This is a genomic window from Caballeronia sp. LZ024 (assembly GCF_031451455.1).
Classification (GTDB): Bacteria; Pseudomonadota; Gammaproteobacteria; order Burkholderiales; family Burkholderiaceae; genus Caballeronia; species Caballeronia telluris.
This window is the reverse complement of the sequence record NZ_JARUXL010000002.1, coordinates 271,575-286,429: the sequence shown is the minus strand read 5'-3', so window position 1 is coordinate 286,429 and position 14,855 is coordinate 271,575. Positions and strand designations below refer to the sequence as shown.

Sequence of the window (14,855 nt, the reverse complement as noted above, 5' to 3'; positions counted from 1 at the left end):
TGTCTATGAATTCCGATACTTGGAAGCACCGAAATTCAACGGCAACGCGTTCGCAGCCGCTATCCCGACTGAATACGGCCCCTTCTTTAAGGGGCCGACCTAGCCTTGCCTAGTTCCACGGCGCGACGAACGTTTTGGAACCACTTCGAAGTCAAACAAAATGGCCGGTTTTTGGCTCGGAAGACGATCGTGGTACAGCGGGCTTCGCACTCGAAGGCACCATCTCACCGCCCAAAGACTGGAGAGGTTTCATGACAAAACAGTTCCAACAAGAATGGCCGCAACGCCCCGCGTCGGCATGCATGAACATCGGCCGTCGCAATGCCTTAAATGGTATCTGCAAAATCATGGCCGCCGCGGCGATACCGCTCGCGGTTGCGACAGATGCGATCGCGCAAGTCGACGCGCAGACCGCTTCGGCAGCCACGTCGTCGGCATCGCCGAACGAGAAGAGCGCGGCCGAAATGCCTGTGAGCGAAGTTATGACGCGCCTCAGCTCTTACATTAGTCTGGCGCACGTTCGACCGCTGCCACCGGACGTGATGGAAGGCGCAAAGTGGGCGCTGCTGGACGGCTTCGCCGCGATGGTGTCCGGCGCTCAGTTGCCGGGCGGCCGCGCGGCGATCCGTTTCGCACGCGAGAGCGGCGGCGCATCCATATCGACGGTAATCGGCAGCCAAATCAAATGCGACCCGGTTACCGCCGCGCTTGCGAACGGTACGATGGGCCATTCGGATGAGACGGATGACGTTCTCGTCGGTCCGTGGCATCCTGGCTGCAACGTGATCCCCTCCGCCCTCGCGCTTGGCGAAAAGTTCGGAATTTCCGGCGTGCACTTCCTGCGAGCGATAGCTGTCGGGTATGACATCGGCTCGCGGGTCATGAAAGCGACAGGCGTCAAGATGGACTTTCGCGCGCCGACCAATAGCATGGGCGGCACGTGGGGCGCTGCCGCGGCGGCAATCTGCGCCGCGGGATTGAATGCGGAAAAGACGCGGTGGGCGCTCGCCTACACCGCCCAGCAATGTTCGGGCATCGACGACTTCCGTCGCGATCCTCGGCACATCGAGAAGGGTTTCATGAACGGCGGAATGGGGGCACGCAGTGGCGTCACGTCAGCGCTGCTGGTGCTGTCCGGATTCGACGGCGTGAATGACATTATGTCCGGCGACGTAAGTTTCTTTTCGGCTTATCGCGAAACGGCCAACCCCGCGCATCTGGTCGACAAGCTCGGCGAGGACTATTACGTTACCCACGCAATCTACAAGCACTGGCCGACTGGGCTGCCGATTAGCGCGCCGCTCGATGCACTACGGGATTTGCTCAAGCGCGGGCCGATCGATCCCAAACAGATCCGTGACATCGAAGTGTCTTACTGGTCGCCAGGGTCAATCACAGATAACAGCGGCCCGCCCGACGTTAACATGCAGCATGCCGTCGCACTGATGCTGGCTGATGGGCGCCTTACGTTCAAGTCAATCCATGACTACACGCGACTAAAAGATCCAGAGGTCGTGCGGCTGCGTTCGATGATCAAGATAGCGCCGAGGGCCGGCGATGTAGAGTCGATAATCGGTTCGTCAGGGAAACAGCATTCGACTGCACCGGCGGTTAAGATCACGATGTCCGATGGAACCCAACTCTTGCAGGAGGCGATAACGCCCGGGCCGGGGACGCCGAAGTCTCCGTACACCCGAGAGTGGATGGTCCGAAAAGCGCGGAGTCTCATCATGCCGGTTTTCGGGCGAGCACAGACTGAAAAGCTTATCGAGACGATTCTCGGATTGGAGAATCACCAAGATATTCGTGTCCTCGGGCCGTTGCTCAGAGCGAATGCGGATCAATTGCCAAGGCTGTCAGATTGGCCGATGGAGGGCTGAACTGAGGTAGCGAAAAGCGGCCTGCCTTCTTAGGCGTAGGTCAATCCAAGACGCGGCCGCAGTCACTCGGATGGCAGAGCGCACAATGTCAACCCTCGGTCGGGTTAGCGGTTGGGAATCGGATGCAACCGAGTTGCCGCCGTGAGCGCGAAGGTCAGCGGAACCCCGAGGCAAGCTGGCTATGGATGTTGCGAGACGGTCGCGGATCTCTTCACCGGCTGCATCCACCTTCCCGAAACACTTCCATACGCGGAGCTCATTGCGGTGCAGACGCTCCTTCGGACCACCCGGCACCCGGCACCCGGCACCCGGCACCCGGCACCGAGATTGACACGTGGGCTACGAGGCGAAAGGTCCATAAATGTGTGGCACCAGCGCCGACATTTGCGGCCGTTGGTGCGATTGACGGAGCGTGTCTCCGCAATATCCTTGGTAGGAATTGTCTAAAGCGTTATCGCGGATAGCAGACGAGACGGGTCAAAATTTGTGCCGAATGCCAAGACGCAGATACAATTGATGATCGTTCGACGACTCCCCTTGATTTGTGAAGTTTGCTACAGCTGGAGCCCCAATGGATGACGTGCCCGACGCTTCTTGCCAAGCGGCCACCAAGTACACGTCCGTTCTTTTCGAGAGAAAATAGTCTGCCGCGGCGCTGATCTGATTATAGTGCTGACCGCCCACCACCCTACCGTCGGCCATTGTCACGGCTTTTCCAATTAGATAGTCGTAGGTCGCGGTGAAGAGAAGCGCGGGGCTGTACTTATACTGCGTTGTCAACTCTGCATTATTAAACCGCGCAGTTCCGTTGCGGAACGTCGGTCCCAGATTTGCGTATTGGATGTTAGAGAAAGAGGCAAGAATGAGCATTGGGCCGATGTTATAACCAAGTCCGACCACCCCAACTTGGTACGCCGAAGCGGACGAATATCCTCGATTGAGAGACCCGGCGAGTGTCGATACACCATTCTGATTGTTTGTAAAAAAACCTGACCCCGGCGTTGCGGATGTCGGGTTTTTGAAATAAGTAAACGCTGCGTTTAATATGAGAGGGCCGTTAAGATACGACGTGCCCAAAGAGTAACCACTGTTAGCTGTAAAGTTTCCGGCAACGCCGCCGAAACCATATTCAGCACCGAAGGTAAGTCCGCCGAAATTCGGGCTCATGTAACGGACTGAATTGTTCATCCTGATAGAGTTGAAAGTATTATCAAGATCGCCAGGATGACCGAAGCCAGCTGTGCCTACGACGCCCGTGCTCACATATGGCGTAACGAAATACGCGATCATGTCGTACTGGCGACCAAGCGTCACGCTGCCGAGTCGGCTGCTGCTGAGCCCTACGAAAGCCTGGCGACCGAACGCAGTCCCTCCCTGCCCAAAAGCACCGTTGTTGATGTTGATTCCCGACTCAAGCGTAAAAATTGCTTTAGCGTCGCCGCCTAGGTCCTCGGCTCCTGTCAGACCCCAGCGGCTGCCTTGCTCGCCGCTCAATGAGTCTAGCGAAATTCTTTTGCCACCGGTGGCCCCCCCAGTATTGCTTTGGTAGACGAGGCCTTCGTCAAGAATCCCATAAAGCGTTACCTTGGACTGGGCATGTGCTGTCGACGGACAGATACTCGCCACCGACACAAATGACGCTGCTGCGGCCACGATGATTTCCTTCCTCATACGATCTCCTAATTTTCAGTTATATTTCAGCTTATTTGCGAACATGCCAGTCGCAGGTCCTTTGGCTGGGATCTGTCTAGTGGTCACTAGGCAGAAGGCCGCTGCCGACACTAGTTAGCGCCCTCGTCCAACGGCCCGAGGTTCGAGATCCATGCGGCGACTTCGGCAACCTTTCTCGCGTACACCACGGCCCGAAGATCGCTTTCTATGCTAGCGAACTAGCGGACTCAACTCGTTGCCCGGCACCCGGATCACGGCTCGGTGATAATGTTTTTCGAACTCTCAATGCCGCTCGCCGAGGCACTACTCTTTGTCAATGCACCCAGTGAGCCACCCACCGCTTGCAGACCGGAAACTAGTGTCCGTTATCCAGCATCCGACTTTGTGATTCGAGCATCGCCGCCAATGGTGCCCGGACAACTGGACACGCTGTCCATGTCGATGTGCACGATGTGCTCGCCTCCCCGTGGCATTGGCGGCATCGGAGGCGATTTAGCATTGTGCCCGCCGCAGTCCGCCAGATGGACGCTGACTCCCACAGCCAATCCGATACACGGACGAGCGCGACAGCGGCGCGGACTGTCCGAGTTTGATCGCATTCCGGGTTCCTGCAAATGCGGCAGTAGCGGCATTTAGCGCGATGACCGATATCGCAGGCGCGCGTTGCACTGTCTTCCATTTCATGTGCGTCTCCTAACCGTTTTCATTGTTTGCAGTCATTTGACGGGCGCCACATGTCCGCGTCAACCAATGCTTGAAAATTGATCCGTACGTTGAAATTGGCTGGAATGAACCCCGATCGCTGGGCCCGACGGCAGTTGCGAGTGACGCGGTTGGTGGGCCTTCATCGAAAGGAGACATGTCACCGAGACATTCGTATCGCCGTCACAGCGGCGAGTTCAGCACCGGGTATGCGCGGACATCCATGCGGGCAAGATTGGGCGCCGTGAGACCCTTCCAACCTGCGGACTGTTCGCGAACCTGCCGCGGATGCGGTTGTCGCAATATGACCGCGGCGTTCTCAAGGGCGATTTCGCTGGGGCAAGAGTGGTAACGAAGCCAAGATTGCCGCGCTACAGCGCAAGTCCGGGCAGCTGAACCATCGAGATCGACCTGAAAAAACTCCACGCTTGTGTTTCGCGATCGACAACGATACGTTACCGATTGTCAGCGGCCGGCGTCCTGCTCCATCAGTGAATGGATGCAAAGTGAGCAACAGATTAACTTGCCTCGCACCTACTATCTCCGGAGCAATGCGTCGGAACATGCATTGAACGATCCCCGGCTAGTCGAGCTAATTGACGACCCATCGCTCGAAGTGAGCGTTCGGTGCGTATCGTCGGGTCAAGAGGGGGCGACGATGCAAAAGCAGGTCCCGCCGGGCTTGGCGTTCGAAGACGACAGCGGCGCGCACTGGGCGCTGCATCGCAATCGAAGTACGGAACATCCGCGTCCCGGACATTGCCTCCGCCCGCATTGAATGGCCCAATAGGTAGGTGCCACCAACGTTCAATTCCGCCTCGGGTTCAGACGCATGCGATACGAAGATTTTCAGTACATTCTGTTCAATCACCAACCCGACGGAGTATTGCTCGTCACACTCAACCGCCCCGAAGTCCTGAATGCCACCAACGGCCGAATGCACTGGGAACTGACGAAGGTATGGGGTTTGGTAAATGAGGACGAGAACGTCAAGGTGGTAGTGGTCACCGGTGCGGGCGATCGCGCCTTCTCGGCAGGCGGTGACCTTTCCGTCGTGGAAGAGATGTCTAACAGCCATGACGCCACCCTACGGGTGATGAAAGAGGCTTCCGACATTGTCTACAACATGCTGGCCTGCGAGAAGCCTATCATTTCCGCTATCAACGGTACGGCAGTGGGTGCGGGTCTGGCTGTGGCACTTCTGTCGGACGTCAGCGTGATGGCTGAAGAAGCACGCCTTACGGACGGACATGCTAGGCTGGGAATATCCGCAGGGGACCACGCGGCCATAATATGGCCACTGCTGTGCGGTATGGCTAAGGCGAAGTACTATCTCATGACGGCGGACTTCGTCGATGGGAAGGAAGCAGAGCGCATGGGCCTCGTAACTTTCTGCGCTCCGCGTCCAGAGGTCCTGCCTAGGTCCATGGCGATTGCCGCAAACCTTGCCCGTGGCAGCCAGACTGCGATTCGCGCGACTAAGAAATCACTAAACAATTGGATGCGTATAGCCGGTCCGATTTTCGACAATTCTCTCGCCCTGGAGATGTTGTGCTTCCTGGGCGAGGACGTGAAAGAAGGGCTGGCGGCGATGCGCAGCAAGCGTCAGGCGGACTTTCCGTCGGCCCGACTGCCGGGGTAGAAGTGCCCGACGGATTGTTACAGTGGCAGCTATTTTTGTTTCAGACAGATTTAAAATCTGAACCCAACGACATTGAATGCGGAGTCCCGCGCCTGCGCATAGGTAAGCGGCTGCCGGAGGCTATGGAATCGGCGAACTCGACGCATGGAAAACCCGAAAACATCGTCTTTCGCGTATCTGAGAACGATGGCGTCATTCAGACCATGTCATGGTCGAGATCACCGTTGCATCAGACGGCATCTCGCAGATGGCTGCCGAAGCAGCGTTTGGGAGAGCGCCCCGCTATACGTGCGCCTTTGCGGTGCCGGTTAGCGTTCAGTGATATCGAGCAAAGCTCACGAGTCAAAACTGTGCTGTACCGACGTGCAGCCCAGTACTATCCATTCGAGCCTTTCGCTTCAGGGGCAATGTACTTCACACGGAGGTTTCATGACCGCTACAACTGACACCGCACAAGCCGCGCGCCGGAAGGCGCTCGCCTGGATCGAACACGGCGAAAAACGTTTGTTAATCGGCGGGCAGTGGGTCACCGCCACGTCAGGCAAGATGTTCGAGGCAGTGAACCCGGCAACTGAAGAACGGCTCTGCCACGTCGCCGAAGCCGACAGCGCCGACGTTGATGCTGCGGTGATCGCGGCGCGCAAGGCCTTCGAGACCCCCTCCTGGGCTTCTTTGTCGCCTCACACCCGCACGCGCGCACTGCTTCGAATCGCCGACAAAATTGAACAGCACATCGATGAGTTGGCCGCTATCGAGTCGCTTGATAATGGTATGCCGCTGTGGTTTTCCCTGGGCGCAGTGACCGCCACGGTGGACATATTCCGCTACTACGCGGGATGGTGCTCTAAAGTGCTTGGCACCACGCTCCCGTCGGACGGCAGCACGTTGATCTACACGCTGCGGGAGCCGCTTGGCGTGTGCGGCCAGATCATTCCGTGGAACGTGCCAATGCTGATGGCGTCTATCAAGTTCGCTAACGCGCTGTGCTGCGGAAATACAGTCATCCTTAAGCCCGCCGAGCAGGCTTGCCTGTCCTCCCTCCGTCTGGCGGAACTGATTCAGGAGACCGACCTACCGCCCGGCGTCATCAACGTGCTGCCAGGGTTCGGCAACACGGCCGGTGCCGCGTTGGCTCAACATCTGAACGTAGATAAGATCGCATTCACCGGTTCCACGGCAATCGGCAAGCAGATCGTGCGTGACGCAACTTCAAACCTCAAGAAGGTGACGCTCGAACTCGGCGGCAAGGCACCCAACGTGGTGTTCGCCGACGCCGACATCGAAAGGGCAGTGCAGGCCGCCGTCAAGACCTTTTGCGGCAACTCTGGCCAAGTGTGCTCGGCCGGTACGCGTCTGTTCGTGCAGGAAAGCATCCACGATCAGGTATCGGAACGCGTGTCTGAGATAGCTGCCACGTGGAAAGCGGGAGACCCGTTTGCGGCAGATACCAAACTTGGCCCGTTGATCTCAGCCAAGCAACGCGACCGCGTGTGGTCTTACATTGGCGCTGGCCAGGAAGGCGGCGCCGCGCTTCGCCTCGGCGGCCGAGCCTGGAGTGGTGCGGGGTATTACGTCGAGCCCACGGTGTTTGACAACGTGCGGAACGGCATGAGAATTGCGCAGGAAGAGATCTTTGGGCCTGTACTGTCCATCATTCCGTTCAAAGACGAAGAGGACGCTGTTCTGCAGGGCAACGACACAGAATACGGCCTTTCAGCCGCCGTTTGGACACGTGACGTATCGCGGGCCCACAAGGTGGTGCGCGCGCTCAAGGCTGGGCGCCTGTGGATCAACACCTTCGGCGAATCCGATCCGGCCATGGCCTTCGGCGGCTACAAGCAATCGGGTTGGGGGCGCGAGTTCGGCCAGGAGTCGATCGAAGCCTATACCCAGACCAAATCGATCATGGTCCGTCTGTAACTGCGCCGTACGTAGCACCGCCATTGCGGTAAGGGAAATCCGCAGTGCGCATCGGCCGACTTGGCGATCATGCAATAGAACCACCACGGTGCTCAAGCCGCTCGAAAGTTCGAAATGCATCGTGGCCCTGCACCTGCCGAATCGGCGATCTTCCCGGAGTGCCCGGACAGCGTGTTCAGAGCTTTCACTTGCGATTAAGGGGACGCTCTGCGCATTTTCCGACCATATCGACCGCGTGGCTTTTGCGGACTCGTTAGGAACGGCGCATAGTACCGTGCCACCCGCGGCGGGCAAACGAAATCCTGCGGATCAATGGCCGACGGCAAGTGCGGACAGTCGCGCGACCTCTCTACCACCAAAGCCGAGCTCGACAAGTATGCCTTACGGCTTGACCGCATGACCGATCGCGTCTTGACGCGGCGCTGCCCTAGCCCCGCACACGTCAGGGAATCTTGCGGCGATCGCCGTCCGCAAAACCGAATGAGCGGTTGTGCCTAGAAGCGCGATGTATTCAGCCCTCAAACGGCTTTCGTCGTCCGTTGCCACGCGCTGCAAGCTGTCGTTCCTAGGAACCTCACATGCCCGAGTAATTGGGGCCCCCTCCGCCCTCGGGGGTGACCCAGACGATATTCTGCGTCGGGTCCTTGATATCGCAGGTCTTGCAATGCACACAGTTCTGTGCGTTGATCTGAAGCCGCTTGCCGCCCTGGACATCGTCCTCCGAGAACTCATAGACGCCCGCCGGGCAGTACCGCGCCTCGAGCCCCGCATACTTGGCCAGATTGATGCTCATCGGCGCGGACGCATCTCGGAGGGTCAGATGCGCGGGCTGATTTTCGTCGTGGTTCGTGTTGCTGATGAATACGCTGGAAAGGCGATCGAAAGTAAGCTTGCCGTCGGGCTTCGGATAGACGACAGGCTTGCACTCACTGGCCGGCTTGAGGCAGGCGTAGTCGGGTTTATCGCGGTGTAGCGTCCATGGAATTCGGCCTCGCAACACCATTTGCTCAAAGCCGTTCATCAAGGTACCGACCATGAGGCCGTACTTGAACCAGTTCTTAAAGTTGCGATCCTTTTTTAGCTCGGTGTACAGCCAGCTCTGCTCGAAAGCTGCGGGATACTCCGGTAATTCGTCATGCAGGCGGCCCGCCGACACGGCTGCATAGGCGGCTTCACCCGCGAGCATTCCCGTCTTGATGGCAGCATGGCTGCCCTTGATACGGCTTACGTTAAGGAAGCCCGCATCGCAGCCCACCATCGCGCCGCCCGGGAACACGAACCTGGGCAGAGAATTGAGCCCGCTCGCGTTAATGGCGCGCGCGCCGTACGAAAGGCGCTTCGCCGTGATCTCGCCCTCGTCGTTCTCAAAATAGTGACGGATGTTGGGGTGGGTTTTCCAGCGCTGAAATTCCTCGAACGGGCTCAAGTAGGGGTTTGTGTAGCCCAGACCGGTGACGAAGCCGATGGCAATCTTGTTCCCGTCCAGGTGATACAGGAAGGCGCCGCCATACGTCTTATTGTCCATAGGCCATCCGGCCGTGTGCATGACCAGGCCCGGCTTATGGCGTGTGGAATCGATCTCCCAAAGCTCCTTGATGCCGATTCCGAAGCTTTGCGGATCGCGACCTGCGTCGAGGCGATAGCGCGCAATAAGCTGCCTGCCCAGATGGCCGCGAGCGCCCTCGGCAAAGATGGTGTATTTGGCATGGAGCTCCATGCCAAGCTGGAAATTCTCAGTAGGCTCACCTTCCTTGCCGATGCCCACGTTACCCGTAGCCACGCCCTTTACCGAACCGTCTTCGTTGTAAAGCACTTCTGCGGCGGCAAAGCCAGGAAAAATCTCCACCCCAAGCGATTCGGCCTGTCCGGCAAGCCATTTCGTCAATGCTCCAAGGCTGATGATGTAGTTGCCGTGGTTTTGAGCGAACGGCGGCAGCAGTATCTTCGGCACGCGCAGGGACGATGTTACGCCAAGGAAAACATAGGCATCTTCAGTGACGGGCTGGTCCAACGGTGCGCCGCGTTCTTTCCAATCGGGGAAGAGTTCGGACAGCGCCTTAGGATCCATGATGGCGCCAGAGAGGATATGAGCGCCGGGTTCAGAGCCTTTTTCGAGCACCACCACTGAGACATCGCCGCCTTTCTCAGCCGCCAGTTGCTTGATACGAATGGCGGTGGCGAGCCCGCCGGGGCCGCCACCGACGACCACCACGTCGTATTCCATGGCCTCGCGCGGGCCGTACTGAGCCAAAAGATCTTCCATGTTCATTCGTTTTCTTCCTTGGAGCTCGCTCTCAGGCGCTCATCGCTCAGACGTTTGCCGTCGTTACGTTCGTGGGTTCGCGACAATCGCCTGTGCCGCGCGAATGACGGGCAAATCGATCATGCGGTTGTCGAGCTTAAAGGCTTCGCCACCGTGTTTGGTAGCTTCCGCAAGCACCCGGAGTGCCCAGGTTTGCTCTGCTTCGGTATAGCCCAAGGACGCGTTCACGCCGCCGACCTGAGACGGGTGAATGCACAGCTTGCCTCCAAAGCCGAACGCGCGCGAGCGACTGGTGTCGGCTGCCAAACGCTCGGCATTTCCGGTGTCGGTCGTCACGCCGTCGATAGGCGCGGGAAGGTTCGCTCGACGTGAGGCAGCCACGATCGCATTGCGCGCGAACGCCAGTTCTTGCTCCCCAGTCGATGCGTGCATTCCCAGGTCGAGCTGAAAGTCCAGATGGCCGAAAGCCAACCGCACGACTTGCGGCTCGCGCGCGAGCGCGTTGGCCGCGTCGAGGCCCGCAAGCGATTCGATCAGAGCCACGATGCGTGCCGCTTCGCCGAGTTTTTGTGCGACGCCGTGCAGAGCGCCGGCGTCCTCGGATTTGGGCAGCATCACGGGCACGCCCCGCTCCGCCCAGGCACGCAGCAACGACATTTCAGCCTCGTGCCACGATGTGCCCGAGCCGTTCACGCGTACGACAGTGCGAGCCAGTTGCTCGGCGGTCAGTTGCGGCAGATGCTGCGCGAGTAGCTCGCGCGCGGTATCCTTGCTACCGTCGGCGACCGCGTCTTCCAGATCGATGATGATGCAATCCGCGCCCGAATCGAGCGCCTTGGCGAACCGTTCTGGTCTGGTGGCGGGAACAAACAGCAGGCTGCGCGCATAGCGTACGGACGATGCAATGGCTGCAGACATGCTCAGATGACTCCGTTTTCGCGCAGTGACTGAACGTCGGCAGCGGATCGCCCCAATCCACGCAGAATGGTTGCGCTATGTTCGCCGAGAGCGGGCACCGAGCCCATCTGGGCATCGAAACTGTTGACGGTCGCGGGAGGCAGCAACGCCTGAAGCTCGCCCGACGGCGATCCGATCGTGCGGAAACGCTCCCGCGCGTGGAGCTGTGGATGCGTCCATAAATCGCCCACTTGATTGACCGCGGCGTTGGCGATCTGTGCTTCATCAAGGCGCGCGATCACATCCTGCGCCGTGAGGCTGGCAAAGCTTTGCTCGATGACGTCCTTCAGCTCCACGCGATTCTCAACGCGACGCACGTTAGCGTTAAAGCGCGGGTCGGTAGCAAGCTCGGGGCGGCACAATACAATGTCGCAGAACAGTTTCCACTCGCGCTCGTTTTGAAGTCCCAGCATCACCACTCGGCCGTCTCCCGCCTTGAACGGGCCATAGGGATAGATCGTGGCGTGCGCCGCACCGTTGCGTCCGGGTTGCTGCTGGCCGTCGTAGGCGTAGTACATGGGAAAGCCCATCCATTCGCCCAATGCTTCCAGCATAGAGACTTCCACATGCGAACCTTCGCCGCTGATACTGCGCTGTAGCAACGCACTCAGAATGCCCGTGTAGGCGTACATGCCGGCCGCGATGTCGGCGATTGAATTCCCGGCTTTGCTGGGTTCGTCGTGCGTTCCGGTGATCGAAAGAAAGGCGGCCTCGCTCTGGATCAGCAAGTCGTAGGCTTTCTTGTCGCGGTAAGGGCCGTCGGCCCCGTAGCCCGAGATGTCGCAGACGATAAGCCTGGGGTGTTTGGCATGCAGCGCTTCAAACGACAAACCCATGCGCGCAGCCGCGCCGGGCGCGAGGTTTTGCACCAGTACGTCGGCCTGGGCGATCAGTTCGCCAAGAACTTCCTGGGCCGCAGACTGTTTCAAGTCCAGCGCCAGGCTTTCCTTGGAGCGGTTGGTCCAGACGAAGTGCGAGGCCAGCCCACGCGTGCGATGGTCGTAGGCCCGGGCGAAATCGCCGACGCCCGGACGCTCTACCTTGATAACGCGCGCGCCTAAGTCAGCAAGCTGGCGCGTGCAGAACGGCGCAGCAATGGCGTGTTCCAGCGTGATGACAGTCAGGCCGCTGAGCGGACCCTTGCGATTGGTTTCTGACATGGCTTCCCTCGTCTCGGTGTTATTCGATTTCCGCGCTGGCCTGCATTGCAAGTTGGCCTTGTGGACCGCGCGCCCATAGGTGTGCCGTGCTGCTTTCAAGCTTGCCATTGACCGTGAACGGCGCCGTGTCGAACAATGGACTGACGGCCTTGAATTCAAAGCTGCGCACCGTTCTTTCCGGATGTGCGCTCCGCAGCTCTTCCATTAGCAGTGTTGCGAGCAGCGGACCATGCACCACGAGGCCCGGATAGCCCTCGTCCTGCATAGCGTAGGGGCGGTCGTAGTGGATCCGATGGCTGTTGAATGTTAGCGCCGAATAACGCATCAGTAGCACAGGGTCAGGCGTAACGACACGGCCGAACTGCTCGTCCGTGGGTGCTGCTAAAGGCTCGGGCGCAGGAGCGTCGGGCGCCGGTGGATCGCGGTAGACGATGTTCTGCTCCTCGCGAATGGCAACGCCCTTGGTGTCGCCGATTTCATGCAGCACGGTCACGAACACGAGCTGTCCACTGCGCCCGAACTTGCTCTGAATACGCTCGATCGTAGAGACGCGTCGTACCGCCTCACCCACGACTAGCGGACGCAGAAATTGCAGCCGACCTCCGGCCCACATCCGCCGTGGCAGCGTGACGGGCGGCAGAAAGCCGCCGCGCCTCGGATGGCCGTCGCGGCCGATGCCGGACTGGCGCTCGCCTGGCAGAAAGTACAGCCAATGCCACAAGGGCGGGAGTTCGGGCGGCAGCGCGTCAGTGTCGGCCGCGTCTAGCGTGGCTCGCATCAGACGAACAGGCGCCTCGGTGATACTGTCCACGCTTTCATGGCTACTGCCCACCCAGGCATCGAAGGATTCACCGCTTTCAAGACTCGTACGCATCGCGCTGTTCCAAAAGGACTCGGATCAAAACTGCTCCGCGCTAATCGATAGAGCGCCGGACGTTGTCTGCTAAGTGGTGCCGCGTTAAAGCAGCTTTACCAGCTCGGGCACGGCAGTGAACAAATCGGCTTCCAGCCCGTAGTCGGCTACGCTGAAGATGGGCGCCTCGGGATCCTTGTTGATCGCGACGATCACCTTCGAATCCTTCATCCCCGCCAAGTGCTGGATTGCACCTGAGATGCCGCACGCGATGTACAACTGCGGCGCCACAATCTTGCCCGTCTGCCCCACTTGTAAGTCGTTCGGCGCATAACCCGCGTCCACTGCTGCCCGCGAGGCGCCGATAGCAGCGCCCAGCTTGTCGGCCAGCGGCGTGATGACTTCCTGAAACTTCTCAGCGCTGCCCAAGGCGCGACCGCCCGAAACGATGATGGCGGCCGCCGTCAGTTCAGGACGGTCGTTCTTGATCAATTCTCGGCGCACGAAGCGGCTTTTGCCGGAGTCGGCAACGGCGGAAATTGTTTCGATTTGGCCGTTGCCGCCGGTGGCGACAGCGGCATCAAAGCCGGTCGTTCGAACAGTGATGACTTTGACGCTGTCACTGCTTTGCACGGTTGCGATCGCATTGCCAGCGTAGACCGGACGCTCGAAGGTGTCGGGGCCATCGATCCTGATAACGTCGCTGATTTGTGCAACGTCTAGCTTGGCCGCCACGCGGGGCGCCGTGTTCTTGCCGCTGGCAGTGGCCGGAAAAAGAATGTGGCTATAGTCGGCCGCAATGGCCAGCACCTGAGCCGCGAGGTTTTCCGCAAGGCTGTCCCTGAGGCTTGCGCCATCGGCATGGATGACCCTGGCTACTCCGGCGATCTGCGCGGCTGCCTGGGCTGCAGCTTGTGCGCCTTCACCGGCGACGAGCACATGCACGTCGCCAAGGCACTCCCTTGCTGCGGTGACGGCGTTCAGCGTGGCGCTCTTGATCGAAGCATTGTCGTGTTCTGCAATTACGAGTGCGGTCATTTTTGTTCGAACTCCCTTAAATCACTTTTGCTTCGTTCTTAAGCCTGTCCACCAGGGCTGCCACATCGGCTACCTTGACCCCCGCCTTGCGCCCCGGGGGCTCAATCACCTTAAGCGTCTTTAGGCGCGAAGCAACTTCAACCCCGAGATCTCCGGGCCTGATGGTATCGAGCGGCTTTTTCTTGGCCTTCATAATGTTTGGCAGCGTCACGTAGCGCGGCTCGTTCAACCGCAAGTCGGTGGTGACGACCGCAGGCATGGACAGGGAGAGGACTTCGAGGCCGCCGTCGACTTCGCGCGTCACATTGACCTCATCGCCCGCAATTTCGACCTTGGAAGCAAAGGTCGCCTGGGGCAGATCGGCTAAGGCCGCTAGCATCTGTCCGGTCTGATTGGCGTCGTCGTCGATGGCCTGCTTGCCCAAGATGATGAGGCCTGGCTGCTCCTTTTCCACAAGGGCCTTCAGAAGCTTGGCCACAGTAAGTGGCTGCAGTTCCGCATCGGTATGGACCAGAATGCCGCGGTCCGCACCGATCGCCATGGCTGTGCGCAGCGTTTCCTGGCATTGAGGGACGCCGCATGAAACAGCGATGACCTCGGTGGCTACACCTTTTTCCTTCAGTCGGACTGCTTCCTCGACCGCAATCTCGTCGAACGGGTTCATGCTCATCTTGACGTTGGCGATATCCACGCCTGAGCCGTCGCCTTTGACGCGGACCTTGACGTTGTAGTCCACCACACGTTTGACTGGTACAAGAATTTTCATTGT

10 protein-coding genes are annotated in these 14,855 nt (G+C 59.2%); 3 read left to right on the top strand and 7 right to left on the bottom strand.

Features of this window, described 5'->3' with window-relative positions; genetic code table 11:
* Positions 1-251: 251 nt before the first annotated feature.
* Positions 252-1,880, top strand: coding sequence for an MmgE/PrpD family protein (locus tag QCE48_RS16710; RefSeq protein WP_309788573.1), 1,629 nt, complete (start codon positions 252-254; stop codon positions 1,878-1,880).
* A 477-nt stretch (positions 1,881-2,357) separates the two neighbouring features.
* Here the strand turns inward: QCE48_RS16710 and QCE48_RS16705 are convergent, their stop codons facing one another.
* On the bottom strand, positions 2,358-3,551 hold the full coding sequence (locus tag QCE48_RS16705) for a porin (protein ID WP_309788572.1): 1,194 nt from the start codon (positions 3,549-3,551) through the stop codon (positions 2,358-2,360).
* Positions 3,552-5,085: 1,534 nt separating this feature from the next.
* Between QCE48_RS16705 and QCE48_RS16700 the strand changes: the two genes are divergently transcribed.
* On the top strand, positions 5,086-5,895 hold the full coding sequence (locus QCE48_RS16700; RefSeq protein ID WP_309788570.1) for an enoyl-CoA hydratase/isomerase family protein: 810 nt from the start codon (positions 5,086-5,088) through the stop codon (positions 5,893-5,895).
* A 429-nt stretch (positions 5,896-6,324) separates the two neighbouring features.
* Positions 6,325-7,815 (top strand): aldehyde dehydrogenase family protein, encoded by a 1,491-nt coding sequence (locus QCE48_RS16695; protein WP_309788569.1) that lies wholly within the window; start codon positions 6,325-6,327, stop codon positions 7,813-7,815.
* Between the two features lie 574 nt (positions 7,816-8,389).
* On the opposite strand, the gene QCE48_RS16690 is transcribed toward QCE48_RS16695, so the two are convergent.
* The 6 genes from QCE48_RS16690 to QCE48_RS16665 all read right to left on the bottom strand — a co-directional run bounded on the left by QCE48_RS16690 (position 8,390) and on the right by QCE48_RS16665 (position 14,852).
* Positions 8,390-10,084, bottom strand: coding sequence for an electron transfer flavoprotein-ubiquinone oxidoreductase (locus QCE48_RS16690; RefSeq protein WP_309788567.1), 1,695 nt, complete (start codon positions 10,082-10,084; stop codon positions 8,390-8,392).
* A 57-nt stretch (positions 10,085-10,141) separates the two neighbouring features.
* Positions 10,142-10,996 (bottom strand): CoA ester lyase, encoded by an 855-nt coding sequence (locus tag QCE48_RS16685; protein WP_309788566.1) that lies wholly within the window; start codon positions 10,994-10,996, stop codon positions 10,142-10,144.
* Between the two features lie 2 nt (positions 10,997-10,998).
* Entirely contained in the window at positions 10,999-12,195 is a 1,197-nt protein-coding gene (locus QCE48_RS16680) for a CaiB/BaiF CoA-transferase family protein (protein WP_309788565.1), read from the bottom strand.
* Positions 12,196-12,214: 19 nt separating this feature from the next.
* Positions 12,215-13,069, bottom strand: coding sequence for a MaoC family dehydratase N-terminal domain-containing protein (locus QCE48_RS16675; protein WP_309788564.1), 855 nt, complete (start codon positions 13,067-13,069; stop codon positions 12,215-12,217).
* An 84-nt stretch (positions 13,070-13,153) separates the two neighbouring features.
* Positions 13,154-14,086 carry an FAD-binding protein gene (locus tag QCE48_RS16670; RefSeq protein WP_309788563.1) on the bottom strand — a complete coding sequence of 311 codons (933 nt, stop codon included), beginning with the start codon at positions 14,084-14,086 and terminating at the stop codon, positions 13,154-13,156.
* A 16-nt stretch (positions 14,087-14,102) separates the two neighbouring features.
* Positions 14,103-14,852 carry an electron transfer flavoprotein subunit beta/FixA family protein gene (locus tag QCE48_RS16665; protein ID WP_309788562.1) on the bottom strand — a complete coding sequence of 250 codons (750 nt, stop codon included), beginning with the start codon at positions 14,850-14,852 and terminating at the stop codon, positions 14,103-14,105.
* Between the last annotated feature and the right edge of the window lie 3 nt (positions 14,853-14,855).

Bases quoted from the DNA above. Each gene is read 5' to 3' on its own strand.
- QCE48_RS16690 (WP_309788567.1), bottom strand. From the start codon at position 10,084: ATGAACATGGAAGATCTTTTGGCTCAGTACGGCCCGCGCGAGGCCATG.
- QCE48_RS16685 (WP_309788566.1), bottom strand. From the start codon at position 10,996: ATGTCTGCAGCCATTGCATCGTCCGTACGCTATGCGCGCAGCCTGCTG.
- QCE48_RS16675 (WP_309788564.1), bottom strand. From the start codon at position 13,069: ATGCGTACGAGTCTTGAAAGCGGTGAATCCTTCGATGCCTGGGTGGGC.
- QCE48_RS16705 (WP_309788572.1), bottom strand. From the start codon at position 3,551: ATGAGGAAGGAAATCATCGTGGCCGCAGCAGCGTCATTTGTGTCGGTG.
- QCE48_RS16670 (WP_309788563.1), bottom strand. From the start codon at position 14,086: ATGACCGCACTCGTAATTGCAGAACACGACAATGCTTCGATCAAGAGC.
- QCE48_RS16665 (WP_309788562.1), bottom strand. From the start codon at position 14,852: ATGAAAATTCTTGTACCAGTCAAACGTGTGGTGGACTACAACGTCAAG.
- QCE48_RS16700 (WP_309788570.1), top strand. From the start codon at position 5,086: ATGCGATACGAAGATTTTCAGTACATTCTGTTCAATCACCAACCCGAC.
- QCE48_RS16695 (WP_309788569.1), top strand. From the start codon at position 6,325: ATGACCGCTACAACTGACACCGCACAAGCCGCGCGCCGGAAGGCGCTC.
- QCE48_RS16710 (WP_309788573.1), top strand. From the start codon at position 252: ATGACAAAACAGTTCCAACAAGAATGGCCGCAACGCCCCGCGTCGGCA.
- QCE48_RS16680 (WP_309788565.1), bottom strand. From the start codon at position 12,195: ATGTCAGAAACCAATCGCAAGGGTCCGCTCAGCGGCCTGACTGTCATC.